We start from the raw sequence: 20,055 nt of genomic DNA on the forward strand, positions 1-20,055 counted from the left end.
CGGTAAGTTTCAAGCGGCGAGCGACAAGTGATGCAAGCGTGCCTTCTCGCTACATAAGACAGCGCGCATAAAAAAGGGAGGCCTGTACGGGCCTCCCTCTTTCACGCTGCGCGAATCGCCGTTACAGGCTGGAGATCCGTGCGTGCTGCTCTGCCAGCTTGCCCAGAGCCTGTTCGGCCTCGGCCAGTTTGGCGCGTTCCTTCTCGATCACTTCGGCCGGAGCCTTGTCGACGAAGGAGGCGTTGGACAGCTTGCCGCCCACTCGCTGCACTTCGCCTTGCAGGCGTTGGATTTCCTTGTCCAGACGGGCCAGTTCCGCACCTTTGTCGATCAAGCCGGCCATGGGCACCAGCACTTCCATCTCGCCCACCAGGGCGGTGGCAGACAGCGGCGCTTCGTCGCTGGCACCCAGCACAGTGATGGATTCGAGTCGGGCCAGCTTCTTCAGCAAGGCTTCGTTCTCGGTCAGGCGACGCTGGTCTTCGGCGCTGACGTTCTTCAGGAACAGGGCCAGGGGCTTGCCCGGGCCGATGTTCATTTCCGCGCGAATGTTGCGAGTGCCGAGCATCAGGCCCTTGAGCCATTCGATGTCGTCTTCGGCGGCCTGGTCGATGCGGGCTTCGTTAGCCACCGGCCAAGGTTGCAGCATGATGGTCTTGCCGGTGCTACCTGCCAGCGGCGCCAGGCGCTGCCAGATTTCTTCGGTGATGAACGGCATGAACGGATGGGCCAGGCGCAGGGCCACTTCCAGTACCCGCACCAGGGTGCGACGGGTGCCGCGTTGGCGTTCAACCGGCGCGTTCTCGTCCCACAGCACGGGCTTGGACAGCTCCAGGTACCAGTCGCAGTACTGGTTCCAGATGAACTCGTACAAGGCCTGGGCGGCCAGGTCGAAACGGAACTGGTCGAGCTGACGGGTCACTTCAGCTTCGGTGCGCTGCAGTTGCGAGATGATCCAGCGATCCGCCAGGGACAGCTCATAGGCCTCGCCGTTCTGACCGCAGTCCTCGCCCTTATCCAGCACGTAGCGCGCAGCGTTCCAGATCTTGTTGCAGAAGTTGCGGTAACCCTCGACGCGGCCCATGTCGAACTTGATGTCGCGGCCGGTGGTGGCCAGGGAGCAGAAGGTGAAGCGCAGGGCGTCGGTGCCGTAGCTGGCGATGCCGTCGGCGAATTCGGCGCGGGTCTGCTTCTCGATGGCTTTCTGCAGTTTGGGCTGCATCAGGCCGGTGGTGCGCTTCTGCACCAGGGTTTCGAGGTCGATACCGTCGATGATGTCCAGCGGGTCGAGGACGTTGCCCTTGGACTTGGACATCTTCTGGCCCTGGCCGTCGCGGACCAGACCGTGCACGTACACGGTCTTGAACGGAACCTGCGGCGTGCCGTCTTCGTTCTTCACCAGGTGCATGGTGAGCATGATCATCCGGGCGACCCAGAAGAAAATGATGTCGAAGCCGGTGACCAGCACGTCGGTCGGGTGGAAGGTCTTGAGGAACTCGGTCTGTTCCGGCCAGCCCAGGGTGGAGAAGGTCCACAGGCCCGAGCTGAACCAGGTGTCGAGTACGTCGTTGTCCTGCTGCAGGGCAACGTCCGGACCGAGGTTGTGCTTGGCTCGCACTTCGGCTTCATCGCGGCCGACATAGACCTTGCCCGATTCGTCGTACCAGGCCGGAATCCGGTGGCCCCACCACAGCTGGCGGCTGATGCACCAGTCCTGGATGTCGCGCATCCAGGAGAAGTACATGTTCTCGTACTGCTTGGGCACGAAGGCGATGCGGCCGTCTTCCACAGCAGCGATGGCAGGTTCCGCCAGCGGCTTGGTGGAGACGTACCACTGGTCGGTGAGCCACGGCTCGATGACGGTGCCGGAGCGGTCGCCCTTCGGCACTTTCAGGGCGTGGTCGTCGACGCTGACCAGCAGGCCGGCAGCGTCGAAGGCGGCCACGATCTGCTTGCGCGCTTCGAAACGATCCAGGCCCACGTACTCGGCCGGGATCTTGCCGTCGACGGTTTCGTTGAGGCTGCCGTCCAGGTTGAACACCTGGCAGGCCGGCAGCACGGCGGCGTTCTTGTCGAAGATGTTGAGCAGCGGCAGGTTGTGGCGCTTGCCGACTTCGTAGTCGTTGAAATCGTGGGCCGGGGTGATTTTCACGCAGCCGGTGCCGAATTCAGGGTCGCAGTAGTCATCGGCAATGATCGGGATGCGCCGGCCGACCAGGGGCAGTTCGACGAACTTGCCGATCAGCGCCTTGTAACGCTCGTCTTCAGGGTTCACCGCGACGGCGGAGTCGCCGAGCATGGTTTCCGGACGAGTGGTGGCGACGATCAGGTAGTCGTTGCCTTCAGCGGTCTTGGCGCCGTCGGCCAGTGGATACTTCAGGTTCCACAGGAAGCCTTTCTCGTCGTGGTTTTCCACTTCCAGATCGGAAATCGCCGTGTGCAGCTTGGTGTCCCAGTTCACCAGGCGCTTGCCGCGGTAGATCAGACCATCTTCGTGCAGGCGCACGAAGGCTTCCTTCACCGCTTCCGACAGGCCGTCGTCCATGGTGAAGCGCTCGCGGCTCCAGTCCACGGAGGAGCCCAGGCGACGGATCTGGCGGCTGATGTTGCCCCCGGATTGATCCTTCCATTCCCAGACTTTTTCGAGGAATTTTTCCCGGCCCAGATCATGGCGATTCTGGCCCTGGGCTTCGATCTGACGCTCCACCAGCATCTGTGTGGCGATACCGGCGTGGTCGGTACCCGGCTGCCACAGGGTGTTGCGACCCTGCATGCGGCGGAAGCGGATCAGGGCGTCCATGATCGCGTTGTTGAAGCCGTGGCCCATGTGCAGGCTGCCGGTGACGTTCGGCGGCGGGATCATGATGGTGTAGGAGTCGCCCGCGCCTTGCGGGGCGAAGTAGTTCTCGGACTCCCAGGTCTGGTACCAGGAAGTTTCAATGGCGTGCGGCTGGTAGGTCTTATCCATGCGCGGCGGGACCCTATTGGCATTTATTCAGGAAAAGCCGGGAAGTATAGCGGAGGGGGGCAGCAGCAAGCCACAAGCGGTAAGCGACAAGGTGGCCATGCCCGGCTTTTGCGTGTGGCTTATGGTTTGCCGTTGGTGGCTGCTGCGAGCAGGCGTTCCAGGCGGGCGTCGAGGCGGCGCTTGATTTCGGTTTCGATGTGCGGGGCGAAATCGTCGATCACGTCTTGCATGATCAGCTGGGCAGCGGCACGCAGTTCGGTATCCAGGTGCAGCAGGGCATCGGCGCTGTTGCTGGCAGGGACGGGTTTGGCTGCGGGAGCGGTCGCTGGAGCTGGAACAGGGGCTGGTGCCGTCACTTGAACTGGTGCCGGTGCCGGTGCAGCTTGCGGTTTGGCTTGCGCTGCGGGTGCAGCTTCGGTTTCGTCAGGTTGCTGGCTGCCCACCATGTCGAACAGCAGGGGGATTTGCACTTCGCCGCTCACGGTTTCGGTCAGCAGTGGCGGTTGCAGATTGTCATCGCCGAGCAGTTGACGGATCGACTCGAGGTCGTCCAGCAGATGCGCGGGCTTTTGCAGCGGGTTGGGAGTGTCCATCGGGTGCTCAGAGTCGCTGTAAACGGTGATCTTGCAGAGGATAGCCCTGTTCGCGATAGAAACGGAAACTCTCGCGGGCCGCCTGACGAATAGTCGGGTCTTCCACCACCACTTCGGCAATTCGGGCAAAGCGCGGTGCAAATGCCGGTACTTTGAGGTCCAGGTTCACCAGCAGGTCGTTGTGTTCGCCAGGGTCCTGGCCCAAGCCAAGCACGATCAGGCCGTCGGCTTCGCTTTCTGCCGGGCCGTGGGGAACGAAGGCTTCGCCCTTGAAGCGCCACAGGCGGGCATCAAGTTCGTCCCGTTGTTGGGCGTCGCTGCAATGCAGGTAGATGCGATGGCCCATGCGCCAGGCCTTGTCGGTGAGCTTGCAGGCAAAATCCAGGCGCGCCGCAGGGTCCGCGCTGGGAAGAATGTAGAAGTCGACTTTGGTCATTGGGATTCCTGAGCCGGAAAGGGCGCCGCCTTCAAGCGACACCCTCCGCGGTCATGGTTTTCAGGCTTTGGCGCGGTCCAGCAGGTATTGGGTCAGCAGGGGTACGGGGCGGCCGGTGGCGCCCTTGTCCTTGCCGCCGCTGGTCCAGGCGGTGCCGGCGATATCCAGGTGCGCCCAGTTCAGGTTCTTGGTGAAGCGCGAGAGGAAGCACGCGGCAGTGATGGTCCCGGCCTTTGGCCCGCCAATGTTGGCGATATCGGCGAACGGGCTGTCCAGTTGTTCCTGGTACTCATCGAACAACGGCAGTTGCCAGGCGCGGTCGTCGGCTTGCTGGCCGGCGCTGAGCAGTTGGCCGATCAACTCGTCGTTGTTGCCCAGCAGGCCGGACGTATGGGCGCCCAGGGCGACCACGCAGGCACCGGTCAGGGTGGCGATGTCGATCACAGCCTGGGGCTTGAAGCGTTCGGCGTAGGTCAGGGCGTCGCACAGCACCAGACGGCCTTCGGCGTCGGTATTGAGGATTTCCACGGTCTGGCCGCTCATGGTGGTGACGATATCGCCAGGCCGTGCAGCGCCGCCGCTGGGCATGTTCTCGGCGCAGGCCAGGATGCATACCAGGTTGATCGGCAGTTGCAGTTCGAGCACGGCGCGCAGGGTGCCGAACACGCTGGCGGCGCCGCCCATGTCGTATTTCATTTCGTCCATGCCGGCGCCCGGCTTGAGGCTGATGCCGCCGGTGTCGAAGGTGATGCCCTTGCCCACCAGGGCAAACGGCTTCTCGGATTTCTTGCCGCCGTTGTATTGCATGACGATCAGGCGCGGCGGCTGGTCGCTGCCCTGGCCTACGGCATAGAACGAGCCCATGCCCAGTTCCTTGATCTTCTTCTCGTCAAGGACTTCGACTTTCAGGCCCTTGAACTCCTTGCCCAGGGCCTTGGCCTGTTCACCCAGAAACGTCGGGTGGCAGACGTTCGGCGGCAGGTTGCCCAGGTCGCGGGTAAAAGCCATGCCTTTGGCGATGGCTTGGGCGTGGGTCACGCCGCGCTCGACTTCAGCCTGGGCGGCCTTGATGGTCAGCAGGGTGATTTTCTTCAGGGCGCGGGGTTCGGCTTTCTGGCTCTTGTAGCGATCGAATACGTAACCGCCGTCCACCAGGGTTTCGGCCAGCAGACGGGTCTTGCCATAGCTGTCGCGGCCTTTGACCACGACTTCGTCCAGAGCCAGCACGGCATCGCTGCCGCCCAGGCCCTTGAGGGTGGCAAGTACACCGCTGATGATCTTGCGGAACGGGCGGTCGCCCAGTTCCTCATCCTTGCCGACGCCCACCAGCAGCAGGCGTTCCGCCTTCAGCTTGGCCACGCCGTGCAGCAGCAGGCTCTGGCCGACCTTGCCGGCCAGATCGCCGCGCTTGAGTACGGCGCTGATGGCGCCGCCGCTGAGTTCGTCGAGTTGCTTGGCCACGTTGCCGAGTTTGCGGCCTTCGCCGACGGCGACCACCAGGGTGGCGGTCTTCAACGTTTCCGGGCTAGCGCTTTTTACAACCAGTTCCATGTCTGGGTCCCTGAATGAATGGTCAAAGAGCGCAGGAAAGACTCCGGCGCGGGGCTTATCTATATAGAAGAAGGCGTCGCGTGCTGCCGACGACAAAGCCGCCAGTTTGAACCTCGCCCGTTGCGGCTGACAACCCTCGTCTTGGCCAAGTTCGCTGCTTTAGAGCGTCGGGTGAGCATCCTCCGTGACAGGCGCGCGCAATCACAGGATAATGCGCCATCTTTTTTTCGGCGGCCCTGTCTCTGGGGCCGGCTCGATACGTTTGCTTGTTCGGCCGCCTTAGCCTGACAACCCTGGAGTGTCTGGTTTGATCGTCTTTCGTTATCTATCCCGCGAAGTCCTGTTGACCCTGAGTGCCGTGAGTGCGGTGCTGCTGGTCATCATCATGAGCGGACGCTTCGTCAAGTTCCTCGCACAAGCCGCCTCGGGCGCCCTGGACCCGGGCTCGCTGTTCCTGATCATGGGCTTTCGTCTGCCGGGCTTTTTGCAGCTGATCCTGCCATTGGGACTGTTCCTGGGCATTCTCCTGGCTTACGGCCGGCTCTATCTCGAAAGCGAGATGACCGTGTTGTCGGCTACCGGCATGAGTCAGCAGCGTTTGCTGGGCATGACCATGATCCCGGCGGCCCTTGTGGCCCTGCTGGTGGCCTGGTTGAGCCTGAGTCTGGCGCCGCAGGGGGCCAATCAGTTCCAGTTGCTGCTGAACAAACAGGATGCACTGACCGAGTTCGACACCCTGGTGGCCGGGCGCTTCCAGGCGCTCAATGATGGCACTCGGGTGACCTATACCGAGCAGCTTTCCGAGGACCGCACCAATCTTTCCGGAGTGTTCATCTCCGAAAAACGCCTGAGCCGGGAGAAAAAGGACCAGGGCATTTCGGTGCTGGTGGCCGAGAAGGGGCACCAGGACATTCGTCCCGATGGCAATCGCTACCTGATCCTGGAAAACGGCTATCGCTATGACGGCAATCCAGGTGAGGCCAACTACCGGGTGATCAAGTACGACACCTACGGCGTGCTGCTGGAGCGGCCTGATGTCAGCGACGAAGTCACCGATCGCGATGCCATGCCCACTGCTGATCTGATCGGCAAGGATGACCTGCGGGCCCGTGCCGAGCTGCAATGGCGCCTGTCTCTGCCATTGCTGGTGTTTATCGTGACCTTGATGGCGGTGCCGTTGTCCCGGGTCAACCCGCGCCAGGGCCGCTTCCTCAAGCTGATCCCGGCCATCCTGCTGTATATGGCGTACCTGACTATCCTGATCGCGGTACGTGGCGCCATGGAGAAAGGCAAGATCTCGCCGGCCCTGGGGCTGTGGTGGGTCCACCTGATATTCCTGGCGATTGGTCTGGGTTTGATGTACTGGGAACCGTTGCGTTTGAAGATGGCGAGTCGTCGCAGCATGAAGGAGATGGCTCGTGGTTAAGCTCGATCGCTACATCGGTAGCAGTGTGTTCATGGCTATTCTCGCGGTCCTGGGGATCATCCTCGGGCTGGCTTCGCTGTTTGCCTTCATCGATGAGATGGGCAGTGTCAGCGATACCTACACCGTTATGGACGTGATGAGCTACGTGGCGCTCACTGCTCCGCGCCGGGTCTATGAAATGTTGCCGATGGCCGGCCTGATCGGCTGCCTGATCGGTCTTGGCTCCCTGGCCAGCAACAGCGAGCTGACCATCATGCGTGCTGCCGGCGTTTCTGTCGGTCGTATCGTCTGGGCGGTGATGAAGCCGATGCTGGTGCTGATGCTGGTGGGCGTGCTGGTGGGCGAGTACGTCGCGCCGGCCACCGAAACCCAGGCCCAGGCCAGTCGCGCCCTGGCCCAGGGTTCCGGTGATGCCCAGAGCTCCAAGCGCGGTCTGTGGCACCGCCAGGGCGAGGAGTTCATCCATATCAACGCAGTGCAGCCCAATGGCCTGCTGTATGGCGTGACTCGCTATCACTTCGATGACAGTCACCACATGTTGTCGTCGAGTTTTGCCCGTCAGGCACGGTTCCACGAGAACTACTGGCAGTTGACTGATGTCACCACCACCTATTTCCGTGACGGTCACACCGAGGTCATCAGCGTGCCCGATGAGCGTTGGGATGTGGCCCTGAGCCCGCAACTGCTGAGTACCGTGGTCATGGCGCCGGAGTCCCTGTCCATCAGCGGTCTGTGGGGCTATATCCATTATCTGGCCGACCAGGGTTTGAACAATGGTCGCTACTGGCTGGCGTTCTGGGTCAAGGTGCTGCAGCCGTTGGTGACGGCGGCCCTGGTGCTGATGGCGATTTCCTTCATTTTCGGACCGCTGCGTTCGGTGACCCTGGGGCAGCGGGTATTCACCGGCGTATTGGTGGGCTTCACCTTCCGTATCGCCCAGGACCTGCTGGGCCCTTCGAGCCTGGTGTTCGGCTTCTCGCCGCTGTTCGCGGTGCTGGTGCCGGCGGGTATCTGTGCCATTGCTGGTTTCTGGCTATTGCGCCGAGCCGGTTGATTCATTGGCTCTACCAGGCGATTAGCGCAACGCCCCGGTCCTTGAATCGGGGCGTTTTTGCATTTGACAAACGCTGATAGGCGAGCGTGACGCTCGTGCCGAGTATCAGGTACAATTCCCGGCTATTTTTCGGCGGGCCCTGCCTGCAGCCTTTTTGAGTGTTCATCCGTGAGTGATTTGAGTCATATCCGCAATTTCTCCATCATCGCCCACATTGACCATGGCAAGTCGACTCTGGCCGATCGTTTTATCCAGATGTGCGGCGGTCTGGCCGATCGCGAAATGGAAGCCCAGGTTCTGGACTCCATGGACCTTGAACGTGAGCGCGGGATCACCATCAAGGCCCACAGCGTCACCCTCTATTACAAAGCCAAAGATGGCATCACCTACCAGCTGAACTTCATCGATACCCCGGGCCACGTGGACTTCACTTATGAAGTCAGTCGCTCCCTGGCGGCCTGTGAAGGTGCTCTGCTGGTGGTGGACGCCGGTCAGGGTGTTGAGGCCCAGTCGGTAGCCAACTGCTACACCGCCATTGAGCAAGGCCTGGAAGTCATGCCGGTGCTGAACAAGATCGACCTGCCACAGGCCGATCCGGAGCGGGTCAAGGAAGAGATCGAGAAGATCATCGGTATCGATGCCACCGATGCCGTGACTTGCAGCGCCAAGACCGGCCTGGGCGTGGACGAGGTGCTTGAGCGCCTGGTCGCCACTATCCCGGCTCCTACCGGCAATATCGAAGACCCACTGCAAGCACTGATCATTGACTCCTGGTTCGACAACTACCTGGGCGTTGTGTCCCTGGTGCGTGTGCGTCACGGCCGGGTGAAGAAGGGCGACAAGATCCTGGTGAAATCCACCGGCAAGATCCACTTGGTGGACAGCGTCGGCGTCTTTAACCCGAAACACACCGCCACCACTGACCTCAAGGCCGGTGAAGTGGGCTTCATCATCGCCGGCATCAAGGACATTCACGGGGCCCCGGTGGGTGACACCCTGACCTTGAGTTCGACCCCGGACGTGGAAGTACTGCCAGGCTTCAAGCGCATCCAGCCGCAGGTCTATGCCGGCCTGTTCCCGGTCAGCTCCGACGACTTCGAGGATTTCCGCGAAGCCTTGCAGAAGCTCACCCTCAACGACTCGTCGCTGCAGTACACCCCGGAAAGCTCCGACGCCCTGGGCTTCGGCTTCCGTTGCGGGTTCCTCGGCATGCTGCACATGGAAATCATCCAGGAGCGCCTGGAGCGCGAATACGACCTGGACCTGATCACCACGGCGCCGACGGTGATCTTCGAGCTGCAGTTGAAGAACGGTGAAACGATCTATGTCGACAACCCGTCCAAACTTCCGGATCTGTCGGCGATTGAAGACATGCGCGAGCCGATCGTGCGGGCCAATATTCTTGTGCCGCAAGAGCACCTGGGCAACGTCATAACCCTGTGCATCGAGAAGCGTGGCGTGCAGCACGACATGCTGTTCCTGGGTAGCCAGGTCCAGGTGACCTACGATCTGCCGATGAACGAAGTGGTACTGGACTTCTTTGACCGCCTGAAATCCACCAGCCGCGGCTATGCTTCGCTGGATTACCATTTCGATCGCTACCAGTCGGCTAATCTGGTCAAGCTGGATGTATTGATCAACGGTGAGAAAGTCGACGCCCTGGCGTTGATCGTCCACCGTGACAACGCTCACTACAAAGGGCGTGCGTTGACCGAGAAGATGAAGGAACTGATTCCTCGGCAGATGTTTGACGTGGCAATCCAGGCCGCCATTGGCGGGCAGATTGTGGCGCGGACAACCGTCAAGGCGCTCAGAAAGAACGTACTGGCCAAATGCTACGGTGGCGACGTCAGCCGTAAGCGCAAGCTGTTGGAAAAGCAGAAGGCCGGTAAGAAACGCATGAAGCAAGTGGGCAACGTGGAAATTCCACAAGAAGCCTTCCTTGCCGTGCTCAGGTTGGATAGTTAGGTCCTATGTCACTAAATTTCCCGCTGTTGCTGGTCATCGCTGTCTTTGTCTGCGGTCTCTTGGCGTTGCTCGACCTGGTGTTTCTGGCACCGCGTCGGCGCTCGGCCATCGCCAACTATCAGGGCAGCGTCAGCCAGCCGGATGGGCTGGTGGTCGAAAAGCTGAGCAAGGAACCGCTGCTGGTTGAGTACGGCAAGTCGTTCTTTCCTGTGCTGTTCATCGTCCTGGTGCTGCGTTCGTTCCTGGTGGAACCGTTCCAGATTCCGTCGGGCTCGATGAAGCCGACCCTGGATGTGGGCGACTTCATCCTGGTGAACAAGTTTTCTTACGGGATTCGCTTGCCGGTGATCGACAAGAAAGTCATCGAAGTCGGTGATCCGCAGCGCGGCGATGTGATGGTGTTCCGCTACCCAAGCGACCCGAACGTCAACTACATCAAGCGTGTGGTCGGCCTGCCGGGCGATGAAGTGCGCTACACCAGCGACAAACGCTTGTTCGTCAATGGTCAGCCGGTGGCGGAGCAGTTGGTCGGGGCTGAACCCGGCACCCTGGGCAGCGCTGAGCTGTACAAGGAAAAACTCGGTGCCGCCGAGCACTTGATCCGCAAGGAAATGAGTCGCTATCGGCCCGCTCCGGACGGGCGCTGGGTGGTTCCCGCCGGGCACTACTTCATGATGGGCGACAACCGCGACAACTCCAACGACAGTCGCTACTGGGACGATCCAAGTATTCCCAAGGATCTGCTGGGCATGGTTCCCGACAAGAATATCGTCGGCAAGGCCTTCGCAGTCTGGATGAGCTGGCCCGAACCGAAACTCAGCCACCTGCCGAATTTCTCGCGGGTTGGCCTGATCAAGTAATCACACACGGCGCTGTTGAACACAGCGCCGAATGCTTTTCTGGCTCTTGTATAAAACGCCCTTGCCCTCGGGCATCGCGTAACAGCTTTGTGACCAGAAGCATGCAGTCAACGATATTCAGGATGTGGATTTGAACACAGCGTTAATTGCCACCCGCACCTCGTGCGCGGCCCCTAGGATGGTGAGTTTCGGCAACGAAATCAGCGTGGGTAAACCGTGAGCGTTTCTTTGAGCCGTCTCGAGCGTCAGCTCGGTTATACCTTCAAGGACCAGGAACTGATGCTCCTGGCCCTCACCCATCGCAGCTTTGCCGGGCGCAACAATGAACGCCTGGAATTCCTCGGTGATGCCATCCTCAACTTCGTGGCCGGCGAGGCGTTGTTCGAGCGCTTCCCCCAGGCCCGCGAAGGCCAGCTGTCGCGTTTGCGCGCACGCCTGGTGAAAGGTGAAACACTGGCAGTACTGGCCCGTGGTTTCGACCTGGGCGAATACCTGCGCCTGGGCTCCGGCGAATTGAAGAGCGGCGGTTTCCGTCGTGAGTCGATCCTCGCCGATGCCCTGGAAGCCCTGATTGGTGCGATCTACCTGGACGCCGGCATGGAAACCGCCCGTGACCGCGTGTTGTCCTGGCTGGCCTCGGAGTTCGAGAGCCTGACCCTGGTGGACACCAACAAGGACCCCAAGACCCGGCTGCAGGAGTTCCTCCAGTCTCGCGCCTGTGAACTGCCACGCTACGAAGTGGTGGATATCCAGGGCGAACCGCACTGCCGGACATTCTTCGTTGAATGTGAAGTCACCTTATTGAATGAAAAAAGCCGAGGTCAGGGTGTGAGCCGTCGTATTGCCGAACAGGTAGCGGCCGCCGCAGCACTGATTGCCCTGGGCGTGGAGAATGGCCATGACTGATTCAACCGCAACACGCTGTGGCTATGTCGCCATCGTCGGCCGCCCCAATGTGGGCAAGTCGACGCTGCTCAACCATATCCTCGGCCAGAAGCTGGCGATCACCTCGCGCAAGCCTCAGACCACACGCCACAACATGCTCGGGATCAAGACCGAAGGCGCCATCCAGGCGATCTACGTCGACACCCCCGGCATGCACAAGAGCAACGAGAAGGCGCTGAACCGCTACATGAACAAGACCGCTTCGGCGGCCTTGAAAGACGTGGATGTGGTGATCTTCGTGGTGGACCGCACCAAGTGGACCGACGAGGACCAATTGGTCCTTGAGCGTGTCCAGTACGTGCAGGGGCCGGTGATCCTGGCGATCAACAAGACCGACCGCATCGAGGACAAGGCCGAGCTGATGCCGCACCTGACCTGGCTGCAGGAGCAACTGCCGAATGCCGAGATCGTGCCGGTTTCCGCGCAGCAGGGGCACAACCTCGAAGCCCTGGAAGGCCTGATCGCCAAGCATCTGCCGGAGAACGACCACTTCTTCCCGGAAGACCAGATCACCGACCGCAGCTCCCGCTTCCTGGCGGCCGAACTGGTGCGCGAGAAGATCATGCGCCAGCTGGGTGCCGAGCTGCCGTACCAGATCACCGTGGAAATCGAAGAGTTCAAGCAGCAGGGCAAGACCCTGCATATCCATGCCTTGATTCTCGTCGAGCGCGACGGACAGAAGAAAATCATCATTGGCGACAAGGGTGAGCGGATCAAACGCATCGGCATGGAAGCGCGCAAGGACATGGAGCTGCTGTTCGACTCCAAGGTCATGCTCAACCTCTGGGTCAAGGTCAAGGGCGGCTGGTCCGACGACGAGCGCGCCTTGCGCTCCCTGGGTTACGGCGACCTCTGATGCCCTTCGCCGGCCAGCCGGCTCCTACACCTTCCTGTAGGAGCCGGCTGGCCGGCGAACAGCTACAACCCCTTCTTCGGACCCGGTTCCCTCTCTGCCCCTGAGATCCCTCGCAACCATGTCCAGCACCGCTCCAGTCGGCCAACTTGCCTACGTCCTGCACAGCCGCGCCTACCGCGAAAGCAGTGCATTGGTGGATTTCCTTACCCCCCAAGGTCGCCTGCGCGCTGTCCTGCGCAACGCACGGGGCAAGGCCGGTACCCTGGCGCGACCCTTTGTTCCTCTGGAAGTCGAGTTTCGCGGCCGCGGCGAGCTGAAGAACGTCGGGCGCATGGAAAGTGCCGGCATCGCATCCTGGCTCAATGGCGAAGCGCTGTTCAGTGGTCTGTATCTGAATGAACTGCTGATCCGCCTGCTGCCGGCGGAAGATCCCCATCCGGCGGTATTCGACCACTACGCCGCCACCTTGCTGGCCCTGGCCGAAGGCCGGCCCCTGGAGCCCCTGCTGCGGGCCTTTGAGTGGCGCCTGCTGGACGATCTGGGCTACGGCTTCGCCCTGGACAGCGACATCCACGGCGCGCCCATCGCTGCCGATGGGCTGTATCGCCTGCAGGTGGATGCCGGACTGGAGCAGGTGTTCCTGCTGCAACCGGGCCTGTTCAATGGCACTGAGCTGTTGGCCATGGCCGAGGCCGACTGGAGCGCTCCTGGCGCGTTGTCGGCAGCCAAGCGCCTGATGCGCCAGGCCCTGGCCGTGCATCTGGGCGGCCGGCCCCTGGTCAGTCGCGAGCTGTTTCGCAAGCCTTGAGCCTGGCTGTTGTTTGGCCGTCGGCATCGGTAGTCCATCTGGCGCCGCCATTGTGCGTTCGCGCAAATGGCAACGGACCCTGTTCTCCCCGTATGCTGTGCGCCGAATCTTCATTTACTCAGGAGCGCTTTCGTGACCACCAGCAATCGCATTCTTCTCGGCGTGAACATCGATCACGTTGCCACCCTGCGTCAGGCCCGCGGCACTCGTTACCCGGACCCGGTCAAGGCCGCGCTGGACGCTGAAGAAGCGGGCGCCGACGGCATCACCGTGCACCTGCGCGAAGACCGTCGGCATATCCAGGAGCGCGACGTGCTGCTGCTCAAGGACGTGCTGCAGACCCGCATGAATTTCGAGATGGGCGTTACCGAAGAAATGATGGCTTTTGCCGAGCGCATCCGCCCGGCGCATATCTGCCTGGTGCCGGAAACCCGCCAGGAGCTGACCACTGAAGGCGGGCTTGACGTGGCCGGGCAGGAAGCGCGGATCAAGGCGGCGGTGGAGCGCTTGTCGAAAATCGGTGCCGAAGTGTCCCTGTTTATCGACGCTGACGAGCGTCAGATCGAGGCCTCCAAGCGCGTTGGCGCGCCGGCCATCGAGCTGCACACAGGGCGTTATGCCGATGCCCAGACGCCGAGTGAAGTGGCCGATGAGCTGCAGCGTATCGTCGACGGGGTTGCCGTAGGTTTGGCCCAGGGGCTGATCGTCAATGCCGGCCATGGCCTGCATTACCACAACGTTGAAGCGGTGGCGGCGATCAAGGGCATCAATGAGCTGAACATCGGCCATGCCCTGGTGGCTCATGCCCTGTTCGTCGGTTTCAAGGGAGCGGTAGCCGAGATGAAGGCGCTGATCCTGGCGGCTGCAGCCAAGGCCTGATTGCTCTTCGCCGGCAAGCTGATTCCTGCAACCTCTGTAGGAGCCGGCTTGCCGGCGAGGGCTTTCAGAGCGGCGGATTGTCTTCCGTCGGCTTGGTCTTGTTGACCCCGGGGACGTGCAGGTTGCCCTCGGCGACCTGATCGCCTTCCAGCTGCGGCTGGGTCACCCAGGTCAGGATGTCGTAGTAGCGCCGGATGTTGGCCACGAAATGCACCGGCTCGCCGCCTCGGGCATAGCCGTAGCGGGTCTTGCTGTACCACTGCTTCTGCGACAGCCGCGGCAGCATCTTCTTCACATCCAGCCACTTGTTCGGGTTCAGGCCTTCCCGTTCCGCCAGCTTGCGGGCGTCGTCCAGGTGGCCGGTGCCGACGTTGTAGGCGGCGAGAGCGAACCAGGTACGGTCCGGCTCCTCGATCTTGTCGTCCAGTTGTTGCTTGATGTAGGCCAGGTACTTGGCGCCGCCGCTGATGCTCTGCTTGGGGTCCAGGCGGTTGGACACGCCCATGGCCTGGGCGGTGTTCTGGGTCAGCATCATCAGCCCGCGCACGCCGGTCTTGGAGGTGACCTCGGCCTGCCACATGGATTCCTGGTAACCCACGGCCGCCAGGAGTCGCCAGTCGACCTTTTCCTGTTTGGCCGAGGCCTTGAAGTGCTTCTCGTACTTGGGCAGGCGCTGCTGCAGGTGCTGGGCGAAGGTGTAGGCGCCGACATAGCCGAGCACGTCCACGTGACCGTAATAGCGGTCCTTGAGGCGTTGCAGGGTGCCGTTCTTCTCGACCTTGTCGAGGAAACTGTTGATTTCGTTGAGCAGGCTATTGTCATCACCGGCGGCCACGGCCCAACTCTGGCTGCGGGCGTCGCCGAGGTCGAAGGCCACCCGCACCTTGGGGAAGTACACCTGGTTCATCGCCAGTTCGTTGGAGTCCACCAGGGTCAGGTCGGTCTGTCCCTCGTCCACCATGCGCAGCAGGTCCACGACTTCCACGGCGTCGGACTCTTCGTATTCGATCCCGGGGTACTTGAGCTTGAGCTCCGCCAGTTGCTCTGCGTGACTGCTGCCCTTGAGCACCATGATGCGCTTGCCCACCAGGTTCTGTGCGCTGGTGGGCCGGGACTGGCCATTGCGATAGATGACTTGCGGGGTGACTTCCAGATACGGATGGGAAAACCGGACTTGCTGCTTGCGCTTTTCGCTGCCGACCAGGCCGGCGGCGGCCAGTACCGGGCCCTTGGGTTGACCCAGCTGGTTGAACAGATCGTCGAGGTTGTCGGCGGTCTCGATCTTCAGCTCCACCCCCAGATCATCGGCGAAGCGCTTCACCAGCTCGTACTCGAAGCCGGTTTCGCCGTTGCGGTCCTGAAAGTAGGTGGCGGGGCTGTTACGGGTGATCACCCGCAGCACGCCATCCTCCTTTACGCGCTCAAGGGTGCTGGGTTTCTCAACACAGGCGCCGAGCATCAGGAAGAGTCCGGTTACGATGAGCCACTTGGCGCAGCGCGGACGTAAAGCCATAGGGGAAAACATTGGCGCAGTATACGCAAAGGATAACGGCCGCCATATCTCGACAGCGAAGGGCTTGTCTGCTAGCGCCGGGTGGCCTGGGCTGGAGGCCTCAAGAATGGGGCTTCGGCCGTCTATATGACGATTAAAATAACCTACGGCAATGACCTTGATGAGCCTTTGTTATAGGCCGTCGGGTCTGGGCCGACGTCCGGGGGCACCCCGGTTTGCGTTTCGAGTGCCGATGCCAACGGTTTACGTTAGAATGCACGGCCTCAAAGCACACCCCCTTCCCGAGGCTGTCCCGAAGATGTTGATCCTGCGCGGCGCTCCTGCCCTTTCTGCCTTTCGCCACAGCAAACTCCTTGAGCAACTGAGCCAGAAGGTTCCGGCTGTCAGTGGCTTGTATGCTGAATTCGCTCACTTCGCCGAAGTCACCGGCGTCCTGACCGGCGACGAACAGCAGGTGCTTGCGCGCCTTCTGAAGTACGGCCCAAGTGTTCCGGTACAAGAGCCGACCGGCCGTCTGTTCCTGGTCCTGCCGCGTTTCGGCACCATCTCGCCCTGGTCGAGCAAGGCCAGCGACATCGCCCGTAACTGTGGCTTGGCGAAGATCCAGCGCCTGGAGCGTGGTATCGCTTTCTACGTCGCCGGTGAGTTCAGCGACGCTGATGCGCAGTTGATCGCCGAAGCGCTGCACGATCGCATGACTCAGATCGTCGTGGGTAACCTGGAGCAGGCTGCCGGCTTGTTCAGCCACGCCGAACCCAAGCCGCTGACGGCCATCGACATTCTCGGCGGTGGTCGCGCCGCGTTGGAAAAAGCCAACAGCGAACTGGGCCTGGCCCTGGCCGAAGACGAAATCGATTACCTGATGAACGCCTTCCAGGGCCTCAAGCGTAATCCCCACGACATCGAACTGATGATGTTCGCCCAGGCCAACTCCGAGCACTGTCGCCACAAGATTTTCAACGCCAGTTGGGACATCGACGGTCAGAGCCAGGAAAAAAGCCTGTTCGGCATGATCAAGAACACCTATCAGATGCACAGCGAAGGTGTGCTTTCTGCTTATAAGGACAACGCGGCGGTCATCGTCGGTTCCGTTGCCGGGCGTTTCTACCCGAACCCTGATACCCGCCAATACGGTGCGGTGCAGGAGCCGGTGCACATCCTGATGAAGGTCGAGACCCACAACCACCCGACTGCCATTGCTCCATTCCCTGGCGCCTCCACCGGTTCCGGCGGCGAAATCCGTGACGAAGGTGCTACCGGTCGCGGCGCCAAGCCGAAAGCCGGCCTCACCGGTTTTACCGTGTCCAACCTGCAGATCCCGGGCTTCGAGCAGCCGTGGGAAGTGCCGTATGGCAAGCCAGAGCGCATCGTCACCGCCCTCGACATCATGATCGAAGGCCCACTGGGCGGCGCTGCGTTCAACAACGAATTCGGCCGTCCGGCCCTGACCGGTTATTTCCGTACCTTCGAGCAATCCATTACCACGCCTCGTGGCGATGAAGTTCGTGGTTACCACAAGCCGATCATGCTGGCAGGCGGCATGGGCAATATCCGTGACGAACACGTGCAGAAAGGCGAGATCACCGTCGGCTCCAAGCTGATCGTCCTCGGCGGCCCGGCCATGCTCATCGGCCTGGGCGGCGGCGCGGCATCCTCCATGGCCACCGGCACCAGCTCGGCGGACCTGGATTTTGCTTCGGTACAACGTGAAAACCCGGAAATGGAACGCCGTTGCCAGGAAGTCATCGACCGTTGCTGGCAACTGGGGGACAACAACCCCATCAGCTTCATCCACGACGTGGGTGCCGGCGGCCTGTCCAACGCCTTCCCGGAACTGGTCAACGACGGCGGCCGTGGCGGTCGCTTCGAACTGCGCAACATCCCCAACGACGAGCCGGGCATGGCCCCGCACGAAATCTGGTCCAACGAATCCCAGGAGCGTTATGTCCTGGCGGTGGGCGCAGCAGACTTCGAGCGCTTCAAGGCCATCTGCGAGCGCGAGCGCTGCCCATTCGCGGTGGTCGGCGAAGCCACTGCCGAGCCACAGCTGACCGTGACCGACAGCCACTTCGGCAACAGCCCGGTGGACATGCCGCTGGAAGTGCTGCTGGGCAAGGCCCCGCGCATGCACCGTTCGGCGGTTCGGGAAACCGAGTTGGGTGATGATTTCGATCCAAGCACCCTGGATATCGCCGAGAGCATCGAGCGCGTCCTGCATCACCCGGCCGTGGCCAGCAAGAGCTTCCTGATCACCATCGGTGACCGCACCATCACCGGCCTCGTGGCTCGCGACCAGATGGTCGGCCCGTGGCAGGTGCCGGTGGCCGACGTGGCCGTGACCGCCACCAGTTTCGACGTCTACACCGGTGAAGCCATGGCCATGGGCGAGCGCACTCCGCTGGCCCTGCTGGATGCCCCGGCGTCCGGCCGCATGGCCATCGGCGAGACTCTGACCAACATCGCAGCGTCGCGGATCAACAAGATCAGCGACATCAAGCTCTCCGCCAACTGGATGTCGGCTGCCGGCCACCCGGGCGAAGATGCGCGTCTGTACGACACCGTCAAGGCGGTGGGCATGGAGCTGTGCCCAGAGCTGGGCATCACCATCCCGGTGGGCAAGGACTCGATGTCCATGGCCACCCGCTGGAACGAAGAGGGCGTGGACAAGAGCGTCACCTCGCCGCTGTCGCTGATCGTCACTGGCTTCGCACCGGTTGCGGACATTCGTCAGACCCTGACCCCGCAACTGCGCATGGACAAGGGCACCACCGACCTGATCCTGATCGACCTCGGTCGCGGTCAGAACCGCATGGGCGCCTCGATCCTGGCCCAGACCCACGGCAAGCTCGGCAAGCAAGCGCCGGACGTCGATGACGCCGAAGACCTAAAAGCCTTCTTCGCGGTGATCCAGGGCCTCAACGCCGACGGTCACCTGTTGGCCTACCACGACCGTTCCGATGGCGGTCTGCTGGTCACTGCCGTGGAAATGGCCTTCGCCGGTCACTGCGGCCTGAACCTGAGCCTCGACGCTGTCGCGGAAAACGCTGCGGAAATCGCCGCCATCCTGTTCAACGAAGAACTGGGTGCGGTGATCCAGGTGCGTCAGGACGCGACCCCGGACGTGCTGGCCCAGTTCAGCGCTGCCGGCCTGGGCGACTGCGTGGCCGTGATCGGCCAGCCGATCAACAACGGTGAAGTGAGCATCTCCTACAACGGCGAAAGCGTATTCACCGGCCAGCGTCGTCTGCTGCAGCGTCAGTGGGCAGAAACCAGCTACCAGATCCAGCGCCTGCGGGACAACGCCGAGTGCGCCGAGCAGGAATTCGATGTCCTGCTGGAAGAAGACAACCCGGGGCTGAGCGTCAAGCTGGGCTTCGACGTCAACCAGGACATCGCCGCGCCGTACATCAAGAAAGGCGTGCGTCCCCAGGTGGCGGTGCTGCGTGAGCAGGGCGTCAACGGCCAGGTGGAAATGGCTGCGGCTTTCGACCGCGCCGGCTTCAACGCTATCGACGTGCACATGAGCGATATCCTCGCCGGTCGTGTCGACCTCAACGACTTCAAGGGCATGGTTGCCTGCGGCGGCTTCTCCTACGGCGATGTACTGGGTGCCGGTGAAGGCTGGGCCAAGTCGGCGCTGTTCAACAGCCGCGCGCGGGATGCCTTCCAGGGCTTCTTCGAACGTACCGACAGCTTCACCCTGGGTGTGTGCAACGGTTGCCAGATGATGTCCAACCTGCACGAGCTGATCCCGGGCAGCGAGTTCTGGCCGCACTTCGTGCGCAACCGCTCCGAGCAGTTCGAAGCCCGGGTGGCCATGGTCCAGGTTCAGGAGTCGAACTCGATCTTCCTGCAGGGCATGGCCGGCTCGCGGATGCCGATTGCCATCGCCCACGGTGAAGGTCATGCGGAGTTCGAAAGCGAAGAGGCGCTGCTGGAAGCCGATCTGTCCGGTTGCGTGGCCCTGCGCTTCGTCGACAACCATGGCAAGGTCACCGAGCGTTACCCGGCCAACCCGAACGGCTCGCCGCGCGGGATCACCGGCCTCACCAGCCGCGACGGTCGCGTCACCATCATGATGCCGCACCCTGAGCGGGTGTTCCGTGCCGTGCAGAACTCCTGGCGTCCGGATGACTGGAACGAAGACGCGGCGTGGATGCGCATGTTCCGCAACGCTCGCGCCTGGGTGAACTGAGAC

The 20,055-nt window shown here is 61.9% G+C and carries 14 protein-coding genes; 9 read left to right on the forward strand and 5 right to left on the reverse strand.

What is annotated here, in order from left to right; genetic code table 11:
• Positions 1-121: 121 nt before the first annotated feature.
• The 4 genes from PFZ56_RS11160 to PFZ56_RS11175 form a co-directional block, all read right to left on the reverse strand.
• Positions 122-2,968: a valine--tRNA ligase gene (locus PFZ56_RS11160; RefSeq protein WP_170001105.1), complete on the reverse strand. Its 2,847-nt coding sequence runs from the start codon at positions 2,966-2,968 to the stop codon at positions 122-124.
• A 119-nt stretch (positions 2,969-3,087) separates the two neighbouring features.
• Positions 3,088-3,561, reverse strand: a complete 474-nt coding sequence (locus tag PFZ56_RS11165) for a DNA polymerase III subunit chi (RefSeq protein ID WP_170001104.1) — start codon at positions 3,559-3,561, stop codon at positions 3,088-3,090.
• Between the two features lie 7 nt (positions 3,562-3,568).
• A complete protein-coding gene (locus PFZ56_RS11170; RefSeq protein WP_102861272.1) occupies positions 3,569-3,997 on the reverse strand; it encodes a DNA polymerase III subunit chi in 429 nt (142 codons plus the stop codon).
• A gap of 60 nt (positions 3,998-4,057) precedes the next feature.
• A complete protein-coding gene (locus PFZ56_RS11175; RefSeq protein WP_102861273.1) occupies positions 4,058-5,548 on the reverse strand; it encodes a leucyl aminopeptidase in 1,491 nt (496 codons plus the stop codon).
• A 307-nt stretch (positions 5,549-5,855) separates the two neighbouring features.
• Here PFZ56_RS11175 and lptF point away from each other — a divergent pair, with 307 nt between their 5' ends.
• From lptF to pdxJ, 8 genes are all read left to right on the forward strand, one after another.
• Complete coding sequence (gene lptF / locus PFZ56_RS11180; RefSeq protein WP_170001103.1) at positions 5,856-6,974, forward strand: LPS export ABC transporter permease LptF; 1,119 nt, start codon at positions 5,856-5,858, stop codon at positions 6,972-6,974.
• Entirely contained in the window at positions 6,967-8,028 is a 1,062-nt protein-coding gene (gene lptG / locus PFZ56_RS11185; protein ID WP_102861275.1) for an LPS export ABC transporter permease LptG, read from the forward strand. Before lptF ends, lptG begins: the two co-directional genes overlap by 8 nt.
• 168 nt (positions 8,029-8,196) lie before the next feature.
• Positions 8,197-9,996 carry a translation elongation factor 4 gene (gene lepA / locus PFZ56_RS11190; RefSeq protein WP_102861276.1) on the forward strand — a complete coding sequence of 600 codons (1,800 nt, stop codon included), beginning with the start codon at positions 8,197-8,199 and terminating at the stop codon, positions 9,994-9,996.
• Positions 9,997-10,001: 5 nt separating this feature from the next.
• Positions 10,002-10,856 (forward strand): signal peptidase I, encoded by an 855-nt coding sequence (gene lepB / locus PFZ56_RS11195; protein ID WP_102861277.1) that lies wholly within the window; start codon positions 10,002-10,004, stop codon positions 10,854-10,856.
• Between the two features lie 216 nt (positions 10,857-11,072).
• Positions 11,073-11,762, forward strand: a complete 690-nt coding sequence (gene rnc / locus PFZ56_RS11200; protein WP_102861278.1) for a ribonuclease III — start codon at positions 11,073-11,075, stop codon at positions 11,760-11,762.
• Positions 11,755-12,657 carry a GTPase Era gene (era, locus tag PFZ56_RS11205; protein ID WP_019094760.1) on the forward strand — a complete coding sequence of 301 codons (903 nt, stop codon included), beginning with the start codon at positions 11,755-11,757 and terminating at the stop codon, positions 12,655-12,657. Before rnc ends, era begins: the two co-directional genes overlap by 8 nt.
• A gap of 118 nt (positions 12,658-12,775) precedes the next feature.
• The gene (recO, locus tag PFZ56_RS11210) at positions 12,776-13,465 is read left to right on the forward strand and encodes a DNA repair protein RecO (RefSeq protein WP_102861279.1); all 690 of its coding nucleotides are present in this window, start codon (positions 12,776-12,778) and stop codon (positions 13,463-13,465) included.
• Between the two features lie 132 nt (positions 13,466-13,597).
• Positions 13,598-14,344, forward strand: a complete 747-nt coding sequence (pdxJ, locus tag PFZ56_RS11215; RefSeq protein WP_047301928.1) for a pyridoxine 5'-phosphate synthase — start codon at positions 13,598-13,600, stop codon at positions 14,342-14,344.
• A gap of 64 nt (positions 14,345-14,408) precedes the next feature.
• On the opposite strand, the gene mltF is transcribed toward pdxJ, so the two are convergent.
• Positions 14,409-15,869 (reverse strand): membrane-bound lytic murein transglycosylase MltF, encoded by a 1,461-nt coding sequence (gene mltF / locus PFZ56_RS11220; protein WP_170001102.1) that lies wholly within the window; start codon positions 15,867-15,869, stop codon positions 14,409-14,411.
• 286 nt (positions 15,870-16,155) lie between these two features.
• Between mltF and purL the strand changes: the two genes are divergently transcribed.
• Positions 16,156-20,052: a phosphoribosylformylglycinamidine synthase gene (gene purL, locus PFZ56_RS11225; protein ID WP_170001101.1), complete on the forward strand. Its 3,897-nt coding sequence runs from the start codon at positions 16,156-16,158 to the stop codon at positions 20,050-20,052.
• Positions 20,053-20,055: the final 3 nt, after the last annotated feature.

Source organism: Pseudomonas danubii, from assembly GCF_042980055.1.
GTDB classification, from domain to species: domain Bacteria; phylum Pseudomonadota; class Gammaproteobacteria; order Pseudomonadales; family Pseudomonadaceae; genus Aquipseudomonas; species Aquipseudomonas danubii.